Genomic DNA, 13,991 nt, shown 5'->3' on the forward strand with positions numbered 1-13,991 from the left:
GCTGCGGTGTGCGCCGTGCCACCGCTCAGTGGTCGCGCCACTCCGGATCGCCCGCACTGCCGCGGCCCGCGGCGAGCACCTCTTCCGAGGTGAGGACGGGCGCATCGGGCGCGGTATCGGCCCGGCGATCAGGGTGGTCGGCAGGCGGCTCGGCGTCCTCGGCCTCGAGGATCCTGGTGGTGGCGAGCTGCTGCGCCGCGAGCTCGGCGTAGAGCCCGCCCTCCGCCAGCAGCGACGCGTGCGTCCCTGATTCCACGATGTGCCCGGCCTCGACGACGTGGATGACATCGGCCGCGATCACCGTCGACAGGCGGTGCGCGATCGACAGGGTCGTACGGCCGCGGGCCGCGGCATCCAGCGCCTCCTGCACGACGCGCTCCGACACCGTGTCGAGGGCCGACGTCGCCTCGTCCAGGAGCAGCACAGGAGGATCCTTGAGGAGCACCCGCGCGATCGCGATGCGCTGTTTCTCTCCACCCGACAGCCGGTACCCGCGCTCGCCGACGACCGTGTCGTAGCCCTTCTCGAACCGCTCGATCACGTGGTGGATGTTGGCGGCACGGCACGCCGCCTCGACCTCGGCGTCGGTCGCCTCCGGCTTCGCGTAGCGCAGGTTCTCGCGGATCGTGGCATGGAAGAGGTACGTCTCCTGCGAGACGATCCCGACGTTGTCGATGATCGATTCCTGAGTCAGCCGGCGCACGTCCTCGCCGGCGAACAGCACGGAGCCGCCGGATGCTTCGTACAGGCGCGGCGTCAGGTACAGCACCGTCGTCTTGCCGGCGCCGGAGGGTCCGACGAACGCGACATGCCGGCCCGGCTCGGCGACGAACGAGACGCCCTGGAGCGTCGCGCGGGCGTCGGGCGCGGCGTCCGGGTAGCGGAACTCCACGTCGCGGAACTCGATGCGGCCGAGTGGGCCGGGGGCGTCGGCCACGTCGATGGCGTCGGGTGAATCGCGGATGGCCGGCACGAGGTCGAGGTACTCGAAGATGCGGGCGAACAGCGCCGACGACGTCTGCAGGTCGAGCGAGACGCGCATGAGCCCCATGAGCGGCATGAGCAGGCGCGCCTGCACCGTCGTGAACGCGACGATCGTGCCCGCCGTGATGGCGTCGGTGCCGCCGCCGATCAGGTAGCCCGAGACGAGGTAGATGATCGCCGGCACGCTCGCCATGATGACCTGCACGACGGCGAAGAAGCCCTGCCCGCTCATCGCGCGCCGCACCTGCAGCCGCACCTGGTTCACGTTCTCGTCGGCGTAGCGCGCCGACTCGGTGCGCTGCCGGTTGAACGACTTCGAGAGCAGGATGCCCGAGACGCTCAGTGTCTCCTGCGTGATGGCGGTGAGCTCCGACAGCGATTCCTGCGTCTCGCCCGCGATGCGCGCGCGCACCTGGCCGACTCGGCGCTGCACAAGGATGAGGAACGGCATGAGCACGACCGCGATGATCGTGAGCCGCCAGTCGATGAGGATCATCGCGACGAGCGAGGCGACGACGGTGACCGTGTTGCCGAGGATGCTCGTCACCGCGTTCGTGAGAACGCCCGAGACGCCGCCCACGTCGTTCTGCAGACGCGATTGGATGACGCCGGTCTTGGTGCGCGTGAAGAAGCCGAGCTCCATCGACTGGAGGTGGTCGAACAGCTTCACCCGCAGGTCGCCCGTGACCCGATTGCCGACGGTCGACGTGAGCCACGTCTGCACGACGCCGACGGCCGCGGACAGCAGGAAGAGCGCGATCATCGCCAGCACGAGCTTCCACAGCAGCGAGAGGTCGGGCGGGGATCCGTCGACGGGGAACAGGGCGTCGTCGAACACGCGCTGCACGAGCAGCGGCGGGATGACGGCGATGCCCGCACCGGCGACGACCAGCACGCCCGTGATGAGGATCGACCACTTGTAGGGCCGGAAGAGTGCCACCACGCGTCGCCCGAGATTCGGGATCTCGGGCGCCTCGGCGTTGGCGCGCCGCTGCGCCTCGGTGTCGACCGGGCGGAAACCGGGGTGCCCTCCCCCGCCACCACCGCCGCGCATGCTCACGTGGCCAGCCTAATGAGCCCCGCCGACGCTAGGCTCGTGCCATGACCTCGACGCCCGACCTCCCCGAACACGACGGCAGCGATCTCGCGGAGCTTCGCGAGGAGATCGACGCCCTCAAGGCCATCCCGCACGAGGAGATCGTCAACCCGCTCCCGAAGAACCTCGAGGAGCGCGAGCCCGAGGCCGAGCCGACCGACGCGATCGGCTCCGAGAAGTGGGACGACGGGGAGCCCGAGCGCTCCGGCAGCTGACCGATCCGGGTCGCCTCGTCGCGCACATCCGTTTCCGGAATCGGGAATGGGATGTCTGAACCTGTGGTTATCCTGAGGGCTTGCCGCCCTCCGGTGGCTTTTCGCTGTCCTTCCGAGCCTCGAGGAGACGACCTATGGCCGCCATCGAAACGACACCCGGAACCGGCAGCATCCCCGCTGCTGCGGGTACGACGCCCAGGCTCCGCCCTGAAGAGAGCCGCGTCATCTGGCTGCTGCTCGCCGCCGCGTTCGTCGCCATCCTCAACGAGACGACGATGGGCGTCGCGATCCCGCACCTCATCACCGACCTCGGCATCACCGCGCTCGCCGCGCAGTGGCTGACGACCGCGTTCATGCTGACGATGGCCGTGATCATCCCGATCACGGGCTTCCTGCTGCGCCGCTTCACGACACGCGCGATGTTCGTCGCCGCGATGAGCCTCTTCTCGACAGGAACCCTCATCGCGTTCCTGTCGCCGGGATTCCCGATGCTGCTCGTCGCACGCGTCGTGCAGGCGTCCGGCACCGCGATCATGATGCCGCTGCTCATGACGACGCTCATGACCGTCGTGCCCGCCGCGATCCGGGGCCGCATGATGGGCCGCGTCAGCATCGTGATCTCGCTCGCCCCCGCGATCGGCCCGACCCTCGCAGGCGCCATCCTCAACAACTTCGAGTGGCGCTGGATCTTCGGCATCGTCCTGCCGATCGCGATCGTGGCGCTCGTGGTCGGCGCGCGCTGGATCCACAATCTCGGCGAGACGACCCGCGCACCGATCGACGTGCTCTCGGTCATCCTGTCGGCCCTCGGCTTCGGTGGCCTGGTCTTCGGTCTGAGCCAGCTCGGCGCTGGCGGGCACGGCGGCGGGGCGGAGGCGGCCGCCGCGGCCGCCGCGTCGACCACGACGCTCATCGTGTCGCTGGCCGTCGGCGTCGTGGCGCTGGGACTGTTCGGATGGCGCCAGGTCGTGCTGCAGCGCAAGGACGACGCGCTGCTCGACCTCCGCGTGTTCCGCAGCGCCAACTTCTCGCTGTCGATCGCGCAGATGGCGATCATGTCGATGGCGTTCTTCGGCGCGATCACCGTGGTCCCGCTCTACCTGCAGGACGTGGTCGGTGTCGACCCGCTCACGACCGGTCTGGTCGTGCTGCCGGGGGCCCTCGCGATGGGGCTCGCCGGACCGTTCATCGGGCGCATCTACGACCGCTGGGGCACGAAGGTGCTGCTCGTTCCAGGCGCCGTCGTCACGAGCGGGATGCTGTGGTTCTACACGACGTTCGGCACCGAGACGCCGGTGTGGCTCATCGCGGTGGCGCAGACCGTCCTCTCGATCGGCCTCGCCCTGTCGTTCACGCCGCTCTTCACGGCGTCGCTCGGCTCTCTCGAGCCGCGGTTCTACTCCTATGGATCGGCGGTCGTGGGCACCGCGCAGCAGGTCGCCGGCGCCGCGGGCATCGCCCTCATGTTCGGCGTCATGGCGGCCGCCTCCTCCAGTGCGGCATCGTCCGGCGCCGACGCGGTCGCGGCCGGCGCGGCGGGCACCCACGCCGCGTTCCTCACAGCCGCGTTCCTGTCGCTTCCTCTGCTGGTCGGCGCCTTCCTCATCCGCAAGCCGGCCGATGCCCCGATGGGTGCACCCGCCGGTCACTGACCGAGGTATCACGCGGATGCCCCACCCCTCGACAAGGGGTGGGGCATCCGCGATTCTGGTTGCGCCCGAGACCAGACGGGAAGGCAACATCATGATCGTGAGCACTCCGGACCCCGACGGGGCGACCGGCCACGTCGCCGAGATGTACGAAGGTGACATTCGCGGAGACGGCTTCGTCTTCGGACACACGCGCGCGATGGCGATCAACCCCGAGGCTCACGCGGCCTTCGAGACGTTGGTCCGGGCGATCGTGCCGTCGATCGGGCTCCGTAACTACGAGCTGGCGACGCTCGGTGCCGCGCGCGCGATCGGGTCGGATCACTGCCTCCTCGCGCACGGCCGCAAGACTCTTCGGGCGGGCCTGCTCGATGAGGACGAGCTCGCCCGGCTCGCGCGGGAGGGCGCAGACGCCGGCCTCGATGAGACGGACATGGCCGTGGTCGCGTACGCCGAGAAGCTCTCGACGGATGCTGCCGCCATGACCGATGCCGACACGCATCGTCTGCGCGATCTCGGCTTCACCGATCGGCAGATCGTCGACATCACGCTCGCCGCCGCGGTGCGAAACTACTTCAGCCGCGCGCTGCTCGCCCTGGCGGTGCCGGTCGACGACGTGCCCGGCCTCAGTCCCGATCTGGTCGCAGCTCTGCTCGCGCCGGCTCAGGCCGCGCGCGGCGACGTCAGTGATGGATGACTGCCTTCAGAAGGATGAGCACCCCGCCGAACGCCGCGGTGATGAGCGCACTCAGAAGGCGCGGGAACCAGTGCGTACTCCAGCGCGCGACCGCGATCCAACCCAGTGCGCCGAGCATCACGGTGTTGGCGATGAGCGCCACCCACAGCGCCGTAGTGTCTTCGATGACGCGGGTGGCACCGACGAGGAGGATCAATAGCGGCGGCACCGACGCCAAGAGCATGCCGCTGGACTGGCGGGCAGACGCTGCGAGGCTCGCGCGGAGCCCGGCGCGACCGTCGGTGGCTGCCAGACGACCCAGGGTGCCGGCGAACACGTGAGCGGCGTAGAACACGGCCACCGTGACGGCGACGGTGACCAGGGCCTCCCAAGACGTGCCCCTCGCGGAGACGACGATCATGCCCGATACGAGGATCAGACCGTAGATCGCCTCCTCCGACATGAGGATGCGGCCGACCCGCGGGGTGATGTGCAGCTGTTCGTCGGTCATCGCCGGCGCGTCGTGGTGCGAGCGGAGAGGCGGTCAGCCGATGCTGCAGCTGCCGCCGCCGCAGCACGAACCGGCGGACTCGACCACTGTGAGGAGGTTCTTCTCGTCGGGCACCGCGGCGAGGGTCATCGGGGCGGGCTGCTGCGAAGTCGTCATGTGGACCATGCTACCCACGGCAACGAGGACCTCGGCCGCCGAAGCCGCGACGGCGCGGCTCAAAGGGGCACTCCCCCGTTCTGACAGGTCGGGCAGTACTGCGCGGACGTTCCCGAGAACGTCAGGTCGCGGATCGTGTCACCGCACACCGGACACGCCTCGCCCGTGCGTCCGTGCACGCGCATCGCCGCGACCTTCTGCGCCTTGAGCTGGTGGATCGGCACGCCGAGCCGGGCATCGATCGCCCCGCGTACCGTCGACAGCGTCGCATCGAACAGCCGGTCGGCGGCGTCCTCGTCGAGCACGGCCGCACGGGTCACCGGCGACACCTTAGCGATGTGCAGGATCTCGTCGGAATAGGCGTTGCCGATCCCGGCGAGGGATTCCTGCTCCTGCAGGATCGCCTTGATCTGCTTGTGTCGTCCGCCCAGTGCGGCATCGAACCGGTCGCGCGTGAAGGCAGGATCCGCCGGATCCGGCCCGAGCTTCGCGATCGCGGGCACCTCGTCCGCGTCGCTGACCACGAACAGCCCGAGCGACACCCAGCTGCCGGCATCCGTCACGTCCAGGCCACTCTCGCCAGACAGCTCGAACGTCGCAAGCGCCGGTGGCGCGTCGGCGGCAGGCGTGAGGGGCTCGGTATCCCGCCATCGCATCCATCCGTGACGGCCGAGCGACACGACGAGGCTCGCCCCGTCGAGCATGAGCTCCACGTGTTTGCCATGGCGACGCGCGTCGGTGACGGTGCGCCCGATGATGCTCGTCGGAGGTGCCGCACGCGTCTTGACGGTGCGGAACTCGAGCACGTCGACTCCACGGATCTCGCGACCGGATGCCTCCTCAGCGAGGAACCGCGCGAGAGCCTCGACCTCCGGCGACTCAGGCATGGCCCCATCCTGCCACCGGGCCCCGACACGCGGTCGAACTCAGGCGCGCGCGGGAGGGCGGTGCGGGATCGGCGCCGGCTTGAGAGCGCCCTGACTGCGCGACTGCTCGAGCATCTCGACAGCGGCACGGAAGAGAGCCTCCAGCGATGAGAACCGTGCGGACCCGAGCCCGACCGAGACCCACACCGCCTGGTAGACGCCCGAGTCGAGCAGTTCGACGTACGCGACGACGCTCGCCACCTCGCTGCGCGCGACGGCCCGGTCGCATAGACGCCACGCCCGGTCGGCAAGCGGCGTCAGCACCAGCTGGTGGATGTCATCGTGTTCCATGGCAGCGAGCCTGCTCGTCGCCGCCGCACCCGCGAAGGGGGTTGACATCGCGAGCCGGCAACGGACTGCGTTCGGGCTCGCTCGATGGGCGTCGACACACGCCGCGGTCTTCGTTTCACCGTCACCCGTCCGGGCGTGTCACGCGCGCCGCCTCACCGCGTCGAGCAGCCCTCCGCGCGCGCGGGCGAGGAAGTCGGCCTGGTCCTTCCCGATCCCGTGCAGGTACAGCTCGTCGGCACCGGCCGCCACGACGGCTGCGAGACGCTCGGCCGCCTCCTCCTCGTCGGCGGAGATGAGCACGCCGTGCTCGAGGGCGTCGACGTGTGCGGGATCGGCGAGCCGGTCGAAGTCCTCGGGCTGCATGAGATCCCACATGAGTTCTGCGGGCACGGTCACCTGACGCCACTGGTCGGCCGCGGCTCGCCGAGCCTCACCGTGCGACTCGGCAAGGCTCACGTGCACCTGCACCGCGCACGGGCCGTCGCCGCCGGCATCCCGGTACGCGGTGATGATCGCGCGGATCTCGTCGGCGTCATGCCCCACCGTGATCAGGCCGTCGGCCCACGAGGCGGCCCAGGCGGCCGTAGGCACGGACGCCGCGGCGGCCCGCAGCCGCGGCGGGTCGTCGGGACGCGACCAGAGCCGGGCGTCGTGCACTCTCACAAGCCCGTCGTGGTCGACGCGCTCTCCCGCGTGCAGCCGACGGATGATGTCGACGACCTCCAAGAGGCGCTCCTCGCGCAGCGGCTTCGGCGGCCAGGCGTCGCCCGTCACGTGCTCGTTGAGCGCCTCGCCGCTTCCGAGCGCGCACCAGAACCGTCCAGGGAACATCTCCCCGAGAGTAGCCATGGCCTGCGTCGAGATCGCCGGGTGGTACCGCTGGCCGGGAGCCGTGACCACTCCCATCGGGAAGTCGGTGGTGGCCATCGCCGCGCCGAGCCAGCTCCAGGCGTGCGCCGATTCACCTTGCGCCAGTCCCCATGGTGCGAAATGGTCAGAACACATCGCGCCGTCGAAGCCGGAACGCTCGGCTTCCTGGACGGCCGCCAGCAGGCGGGAGGGCGGGAGCTGTTCGTGTGAGGCGTGGTAACCGAGGAACACCATGTACTCCAGCCTGCGCGACTGTCCGCCAACCGCCCACGACGTTGCGGGCGCCGGACGGACGTGCTAACGGATGCTGCGCGCGGCGCCGTCGGGTGAGCCGCCGCGCTCGCCCTGCGGGTCGAGCCCTAGGCAAGGGCCCTGCGGCTCGCTGAAGCGAAGCCGGCGCGCGGGCTCGAGCAGGAGACGAGCCTCAACGAGACAGATCGTGCGGCGATGCGCTATCTGCTCGAGCGGTCTTAGGCTGACTCGGATGCGGGAGTTCATCGGAGGGATCGGTCTGCTCGGCCGCGGCTTCGCGCACTGGCGACGCCGGCCGGGTCTCATGGCGCTCGGCCTCGTCCCCGCCGCGATCGTCGGCCTGCTGTTCCTCGGCGGGCTCGTCGCGCTGAGCGCCTCGCTCCCCGCCCTCACCGAGGCGATGACGCCGTTCGCCGACGGCTGGCCGGGCGTCTGGGCCACGGTCCTCCGCGTCGCGGTGGGCACGGCACTGCTCGGTGCCGCCCTCGTCCTGGTCGCCGTCTCGTTCACGGCCCTCACGCTGCTGGTGGGCGACCCGTTCTACGAGCGGATCTGGAGGGCAGTCGAGACGGATGCCGGGTCCCCGCAGTTCGCCGGCGACTACGGGTTCTGGCGCTCCGTCGCGGATGGCCTCTCGCTCATCGCACGGGGCCTCGGCGTCGCCCTGGTCGCCGCGCTGCTCGGGTTGATCCCGGTCGTCGGCGGCGTGGTGAGCACCCTCTTCGCGGTGGTCTTCACCGGCTGGCTGATCGCCGACGAGCTGAGCTCCCGCGCGCTGACAGCCCGCGGACTCGACCGCAGCGCGCGCAAACGACTGCTGCGCCGCAGGCGCGCCCGCGTCCTCGGGTTCGGCGTCGCGACGCAGCTCTGCTTCCTGGTGCCGCTCGGCGCGGTCGCGACCATGCCGGCGGCCGTGGCCGGGGCCGCGCTGCTCGCGCGGTCGCTGCTCGATCCCGCCCCCACGGCGGCGCAGGCTCGAGCGTGACCTGGCGGCCGGCGACGCCGCATCCGTGTCAGTCGGCGCTGGTGCGCTCCGCGACGACCTCGATGAGATGCGGGATGGCCCGGTCGATCATCGTCATGGTCGCGGTCAGCGAGATCCGGAACTGGTGCGGCTGGTCGAACAGCGACCCGGGCATGACGTATACGCCGCGCTCCTCGAGGGCGTCGCAGAACACCCGCGCATCCCCGCCCGGCGCCTTGCCCCACAGGTAGAACGTGCCCTCCGGCCGGGTGAGCTCGTACCCGGCGTCGGAGAGGGCGCCGTACATGCGGTCGCGCTTGCGCGTCAGCTCGGCCATGTCGATCGAGAGGGTCTCGAGCTCGGGCACCGAGTACTGCATGACCGCATCGGGGAACCCCCAGCCGATAGCGAGTCCCAGCGGGAACAGCGCGGCGCGCAGCTCCTCCCGCTCCGCCGTCGGGATGAGCGGCGAGAGCGCGAGGTATCCCAGTCGCGCGCCGGGAGCGAGCAGCACCTTCCCGTAGCTGTAGTCGATGACGGTCCACGGATAGAACCCGGCGGGGCTCGTGAACGCGGTGCCGTCGAAGCGGATGCGGCGGTACGGCTCGTCCGACAGCAGCCAGATCCGGCGTCCCTGGGCGCGCGACGCCTCGTCGAGCACTGCGGCGAGCGCCTCCCATGTCGACGGCGGATAGACGCGACCCGTCGGATTCGCCGGTGAGTTCACGACGACGATCCTGGTGCGCGGCGTGATCGCGCGCGCAATCGCGTCCACATCGAGGTCGAACGTCACGGGAGCGAGCTCCACGCCGATGGGGACGAGGTCCGCGGCGCGCAGCATCGGCGCGTAGCAGAACCAGCCGGGGACGGGGATGGCGACCTCGTCGCCCGCGTCGGCCAGCAGCGCGAACGCGAGCGAAATCGCACCGAAGGCGCCCTGCGTCATCGCGATGTCGTCGGGCGCGAAGTCCAGTCCCAGCTCGCCGGACAGCGCCGCGGCCACGACCTCCTGCGCGGATCGCTCGCTGCTCTTGTACGCGAACCAGTCGACGGATCGCGGCTCCGCGTGCGCACGGATGGCGGCCGGCAACCCGGGCAGCGCCATCTCGTGCGGGTTGCCGAACGCGAAGACCAGTGCCTCTGGGTCTGAGGCCACGACCTGCATGCGCGAGAAGTAGGAGGCGACGACATCCACCGCCGCCTTCGCCGCTGTCGCCCGTGTCGACATCGCCATCGCAGTCACCTCTCGCCCCAGTGCCGATCCGTGATCCCGCCCAGGATCCCAACTGGGAGGCGGTGCGTCAATCGACCCCCTCGTCGCGCCGTCCACAGATGTTCCCCAACGCGTGATGCTACGGTCGGCCGGGCGGGACGGGCGGAGGACGATGATGGACGACCCGGAGCTGGGGCTCGTACTCGGAGGCGGGGGCGCGTTCGGCGCCGCCCACGTCGGTGTGCTGCAGGTGCTGGCCGAGCGAGGCATCCGTCCCGGCATCGCGACCGGGACGAGCTCGGGGGCCCTCGTCGCGGCCGCGTACGCCGCAGGTCTGGAGCTGCACACCATCGAGCGCGCCGCCCGCGCCTTCCACTGGAGCGCCATCGCGCGCTGGTCGCTGACCCCCCGGTGGGGCCTGCTCGACACCTCTGCCATCGTCGATGCCGTCCCGCGCGCCCTCGGCGAGGACCCGCCCATCGAGCGGCTCCCGCGCCGCTTCGCCGCCTACGCCACCGATCTGCGCACCCGCCGCGGGATCATCCTCGACGAGGGACCGCTCAGCGCCGCCCTCCGCGCGACGGTCGCAGTACCGGGACTCCTCCCCCCGATCCGCCGCGGCGATGCGCTGCTCGCGGACGGCGGCATGACCGACAACGTCCCGGTCGCCGCCGCGCGCGCCCTCGGCGCCACGCGCGTGATCGTGGTGCGGCTGCACGCGAAGTGGGAGAACGTCCGCATGATGCGCACCGTCACCCGGACCGCGGATCTCGTGGCCGACCCGTCGGTCGTGCTGATCCAGCCCGAGATGGAGGGCATGGCCCAGTGGCGAATGACCGATGTGCCGCGTCTGATCGAAGAGGGGCGCCGCGCGGCGATGGCGGCATTGGATGCTGCGTCCCTCCGCAGGCGGGCAACCGGCAGCGTCGCGTCGAACTGACGCCGCGGCGGCGGTTCCGCGTCCGCGAGCCTCACAAGCGCGCGTAGCGGGCGCGCGCGAAGCAGAAGGCCCCGTAGATGATCAGTCCGGCGGCGACCACCCACAGGACGACGGATCCGAGGGGCACGTCGGCCAAGGTGTGCAGGGCGGCATCCAATCCGCCCGCCGTCTCAGGATCGTGCGTGAAGGCGGCGACCACGAACAGCGCGCCCGCCACCGCCACGGCGATGCCCTTTGCGACGTAGCCGACGACGCCGAAGGTCACGACGCCCTTGCGTGCGACGCCGGCGGGGAGGTCGAGGTGCTTCTCGAAGGCGCGCGTGAACCCCCGGACGACGAAGGCCGCACCGATGGCGAAGATGATCAGACCGACCAGCACCAGGAGGAAGACGCCGCCGGGGGTGCTCATGAGCTGCGCGCTGAAGGTCTGCGACGACTGCGAGGAGTCCGAGCTTCCACCGAGCGCGTAGACGAGCGCGGTGGACGCGATCGCGAGATACGCGACGGCGGTGCCGATGTCCTTGACCCGATAGCCCCACTTCTTCTTGGTGTCGGGGTTGCGCTCCAGGAACGCCGCGGCCACCTGCCACACGGCGAGCGCCGCGAGCCCGATGGCGATCGCCCAGAGCAGGAACACCCCGAGAGGAGTGCTGCGGATCGCCTCCATGGCGCCGCCCTGGTCGGCTTCTCCTTCGCCGCCGGTGGCGACCGAGATGGCGATGAAGCCGATGACGATGTGCACGATCCCCAGCACGACGTAGCCGATGCGGGCGATGGTGCGGAATGCGGGCGACTCCGTCGCTGCCCGCGCCGCGTTCTTCGCAGTGGTCATTCGCGAAGCGTATCTCCGGGAATGATCGCAGGATTGGGGCTTGAATCCGCACGAGAACCGTGCTCAAACGTCCGGCTCCGCGGAGGAGGACGTTCGCGACGACATCGCCCTTCGGATGCGGTACGCCTGCATGGCACTCCACACCAGGCAGGCCACCGCGATGCCCTCCAGCAGCCCCGCGAGCACATCGCTCGCCCAGTGAGCGTGGAGGTAAGTGCGACTCCACATCATCCAGGCGACCCAGACGGCTCCGAGTATCCACACGTACCAGCGGCGCAGCAGCAGTCCCAGCGTGACGCCGATGGTCGTGGCGACGGCGGTGTGACCGGACGGGAATGAGGTGGCCGCGCTCTCGGCGAGCGACTCGGACGGCCGCACTCTCGCGATGACCGCGGCCATCGGAGCGCCGATCGCCGTCACGGTGACGATGGCGACCGCGAGGGTCGCGGCATCCCATCGTCGTCGCCGCCAGAGGAAGATCGCGATGACGAGGATCCCCACGAAGGGTGCCCCGACGACGCCGCCGACGATGGAGGGCACCCAGGCGATCATCAGCCCCACGTCGTTCAGGCCGGCGAGCATCGCATCGTCCCACCAGACGTCCACGGGAAGGGGATCGTGTCCGCCCAGCGCCACGGCGAAGCGCAGCACCACGAACAGCACCGTGGCCGCCACGCCGACCACCAGGACGGTCGCGCGGTGCGGATCGGGGTGCGGAAGCGGCTCATCGGGCGTCGCAGCGCGCGACGCCCGACTGCCCCGGGGTTCTTCGTTCTCGCCCACGCGCCCATTGTGGACGGGAGGCGCACGGCGCGCGCCCTCTTGCCGTCAAGGGTCTCGGTGTCGTAGGCGCCATTGACGGGCGGCACGCGCACTGCTCTGATGAGCGCATGGAGGCGATCGTCGACGTCGACTACGTGGTCGTCGGGGCAGGGGCGATGGGGATGGCGTTCGTGGACGCACTCACCGCCGCGGCCGACGACGTGTCGGTCGCGATCGTCGAACGCCGCCACGGCGCCGGGGGGCACTGGCTCGACGCGTACGGATTCGTGCGGCTGCACCAGGCGTCCGCCTTCTACGGCGTCGCCTCGACGCTGCTCGGCGCGGGCCGTCTGCAGGCCGACGGCCCGGAGCGCGGCCTCCACGAGCGCGCCAGCGCCGCGGAGGTGTCGGAGTACTACGCGCGCGTTCTCGCCCGGTTCGTCCGCTCGGGCCGCGTCGCGTTTCACGGCCGCAGCGAGTACGTGGGCGACCGTCGGTTCGTGTCGCTCCTGAGCGGCGCCCGGTTCCACGCGCCGGGTGCCCGTGTGGTCGACGCGCGCTACCTGTCGCCCGACATCCCGCTGCTCACTCCCCCGCCGTTCGCGATCGAGGACGGCGCCCACGTCGTAGCGGTGAACGAACTCGTCCGCATCGCCGAGGCCCCCGGTCATTACGTCATCGTGGGCGCGGGCAAGACTGCGACCGACACGTGCGTGTGGCTGCTGCAGAACGGCGTCGCACCGGACGCCATCACCTGGGTGCGACCTCGTGACCCGTGGCTGCTCAACCGTGCCGTCGTGCAGCCCGACCCGGCGATCTTCCTCGGAATGGCCGCCGACACGATGGCCGCGGCTGCGGCTGCATCCGACGCCGATGACGTCTTCTTCCGCATGGAGGAAGCCGGGATCATGCTGCGCTTCGATCCCGCTGTCACCCCGACGATGGCCAAGACACCGACGCTCGCCACGTGGGAACTCGACCTCGTCCGCTCGATCGACGACGTGATCCGGCGCGGCCGCCTCCACTCCGTCGGGAAGGGACGCCTGACCTTCGCCGACGGCGACGTGCACGTGCCCGCCGATTCGCTCGTCGTCCACTGCGCGGCCGAAGGGCTGAAGTACCCGGGTCTCAAGCCGATCTGGACCCCGGGGGCCATCACGCCTCAGCCGGTGCGGGTCGGCTTCCCCTGCTACGGCGCGGCGCTCACGGGCTACGTCGAGGCGACGCGCGACGACGACGCCGAGAAGAACCGCGTGTGCCGCCCATCGCCGTATTCCGACACTCCGGCGGACTGGGCGACGATGCAGACGATCGGCGGTGACGCTTCGCTGGCGATGTCGAGGGAGACCGACCTGCGAGCATGGTCGAACACGACCTCGCTGAACCCGGCGCGTGTCCCGGCGGACCGGACGGACGACCCCGCAGTGCTCGCCGCGGCGGCCCGTTTCAAGGAGAATATCGGCGCGGGGCGCGCGCGCCTGGCGGAGTTCGCCGGGATCGTGCAGCCGGTGCGCCGAATGTCGCCATGAACCAGACCGCGCTCCACCAGCCGGGTGTGTGCGACATCGGGCCTGCGGAGATCCGCCGAAGGCGGCGGTCGGACTACTGGGGACTCGGCGTCGCCGTCGTCTTCCTTCTCGTCGCGTTCGCGCTC

15 protein-coding genes are annotated in these 13,991 nt (G+C 70.6%); 6 read left to right on the plus strand and 9 right to left on the minus strand.

The annotated features are described in order from the left end of the window. Positions 1–25: 25 nt before the first annotated feature. Positions 26–2,038 carry an ABC transporter ATP-binding protein gene (locus MRBLWH3_RS14930; protein WP_363435551.1) on the minus strand — a complete coding sequence of 671 codons (2,013 nt, stop codon included), beginning with the start codon at positions 2,036–2,038 and terminating at the stop codon, positions 26–28. Between the two features lie 47 nt (positions 2,039–2,085). Between MRBLWH3_RS14930 and MRBLWH3_RS14935 the strand changes: the two genes are divergently transcribed. From MRBLWH3_RS14935 to MRBLWH3_RS14945, 3 genes are all read left to right on the plus strand, one after another. Further along, on the plus strand, positions 2,086–2,295 hold the full coding sequence (locus tag MRBLWH3_RS14935; protein WP_363433448.1) for a hypothetical protein: 210 nt from the start codon (positions 2,086–2,088) through the stop codon (positions 2,293–2,295). A gap of 134 nt (positions 2,296–2,429) precedes the next feature. Next, on the plus strand, positions 2,430–3,947 hold the full coding sequence (locus MRBLWH3_RS14940) for a DHA2 family efflux MFS transporter permease subunit (protein ID WP_363433450.1): 1,518 nt from the start codon (positions 2,430–2,432) through the stop codon (positions 3,945–3,947). 91 nt (positions 3,948–4,038) lie between these two features. After that, positions 4,039–4,641 (plus strand): carboxymuconolactone decarboxylase family protein, encoded by a 603-nt coding sequence (locus MRBLWH3_RS14945; RefSeq protein WP_363433453.1) that lies wholly within the window; start codon positions 4,039–4,041, stop codon positions 4,639–4,641. Here MRBLWH3_RS14945 and MRBLWH3_RS14950 read toward each other — a convergent pair. The 5 genes from MRBLWH3_RS14950 to MRBLWH3_RS14970 all read right to left on the minus strand — a co-directional run bounded on the left by MRBLWH3_RS14950 (position 4,628) and on the right by MRBLWH3_RS14970 (position 7,608). Next, positions 4,628–5,131, minus strand: a complete 504-nt coding sequence (locus MRBLWH3_RS14950) for a hypothetical protein (RefSeq protein ID WP_363433455.1) — start codon at positions 5,129–5,131, stop codon at positions 4,628–4,630. The genes MRBLWH3_RS14945 and MRBLWH3_RS14950 overlap by 14 nt on opposite strands. A 33-nt stretch (positions 5,132–5,164) precedes the next feature. Further along, positions 5,165–5,287 carry a hypothetical protein gene (locus tag MRBLWH3_RS14955; protein WP_363433458.1) on the minus strand — a complete coding sequence of 41 codons (123 nt, stop codon included), beginning with the start codon at positions 5,285–5,287 and terminating at the stop codon, positions 5,165–5,167. Positions 5,288–5,346: 59 nt separating this feature from the next. Further along, on the minus strand, positions 5,347–6,174 hold the full coding sequence (locus MRBLWH3_RS14960; RefSeq protein WP_363433461.1) for a DNA-formamidopyrimidine glycosylase family protein: 828 nt from the start codon (positions 6,172–6,174) through the stop codon (positions 5,347–5,349). Positions 6,175–6,213: 39 nt separating this feature from the next. Then, positions 6,214–6,504, minus strand: coding sequence for a hypothetical protein (locus tag MRBLWH3_RS14965; RefSeq protein ID WP_363433464.1), 291 nt, complete (start codon positions 6,502–6,504; stop codon positions 6,214–6,216). Between the two features lie 138 nt (positions 6,505–6,642). Then, positions 6,643–7,608 (minus strand): TIGR03885 family FMN-dependent LLM class oxidoreductase, encoded by a 966-nt coding sequence (locus tag MRBLWH3_RS14970; protein ID WP_363433467.1) that lies wholly within the window; start codon positions 7,606–7,608, stop codon positions 6,643–6,645. Positions 7,609–7,858: 250 nt separating this feature from the next. Between MRBLWH3_RS14970 and MRBLWH3_RS14975 the strand changes: the two genes are divergently transcribed. Further along, entirely contained in the window at positions 7,859–8,611 is a 753-nt protein-coding gene (locus MRBLWH3_RS14975; protein WP_363433470.1) for an EI24 domain-containing protein, read from the plus strand. Between the two features lie 28 nt (positions 8,612–8,639). Here MRBLWH3_RS14975 and MRBLWH3_RS14980 read toward each other — a convergent pair whose 3' ends face one another. Further along, complete coding sequence (locus MRBLWH3_RS14980; protein ID WP_363433472.1) at positions 8,640–9,824, minus strand: aminotransferase class I/II-fold pyridoxal phosphate-dependent enzyme; 1,185 nt, start codon at positions 9,822–9,824, stop codon at positions 8,640–8,642. Positions 9,825–9,975: 151 nt separating this feature from the next. Between MRBLWH3_RS14980 and MRBLWH3_RS14985 the strand changes: the two genes are divergently transcribed. Further along, complete coding sequence (locus MRBLWH3_RS14985; protein WP_363433474.1) at positions 9,976–10,743, plus strand: patatin-like phospholipase family protein; 768 nt, start codon at positions 9,976–9,978, stop codon at positions 10,741–10,743. Between the two features lie 31 nt (positions 10,744–10,774). On the opposite strand, the gene MRBLWH3_RS14990 is transcribed toward MRBLWH3_RS14985, so the two are convergent. After that, positions 10,775–11,575 carry a DUF1206 domain-containing protein gene (locus MRBLWH3_RS14990; protein ID WP_363433476.1) on the minus strand — a complete coding sequence of 267 codons (801 nt, stop codon included), beginning with the start codon at positions 11,573–11,575 and terminating at the stop codon, positions 10,775–10,777. Positions 11,576–11,638: 63 nt separating this feature from the next. Continuing rightward, complete coding sequence (locus MRBLWH3_RS14995; protein WP_363433479.1) at positions 11,639–12,358, minus strand: phosphatase PAP2 family protein; 720 nt, start codon at positions 12,356–12,358, stop codon at positions 11,639–11,641. Positions 12,359–12,465: 107 nt separating this feature from the next. Here MRBLWH3_RS14995 and MRBLWH3_RS15000 point away from each other — a divergent pair, with 107 nt between their 5' ends. Next, entirely contained in the window at positions 12,466–13,866 is a 1,401-nt protein-coding gene (locus MRBLWH3_RS15000; protein ID WP_363433481.1) for an NAD(P)-binding protein, read from the plus strand. Positions 13,867–13,991 lie beyond the last annotated feature (125 nt).

Source organism: Microbacterium sp. LWH3-1.2 (assembly GCF_040675855.1).
Lineage (GTDB): Bacteria > Actinomycetota > Actinomycetes > Actinomycetales > Microbacteriaceae > Microbacterium.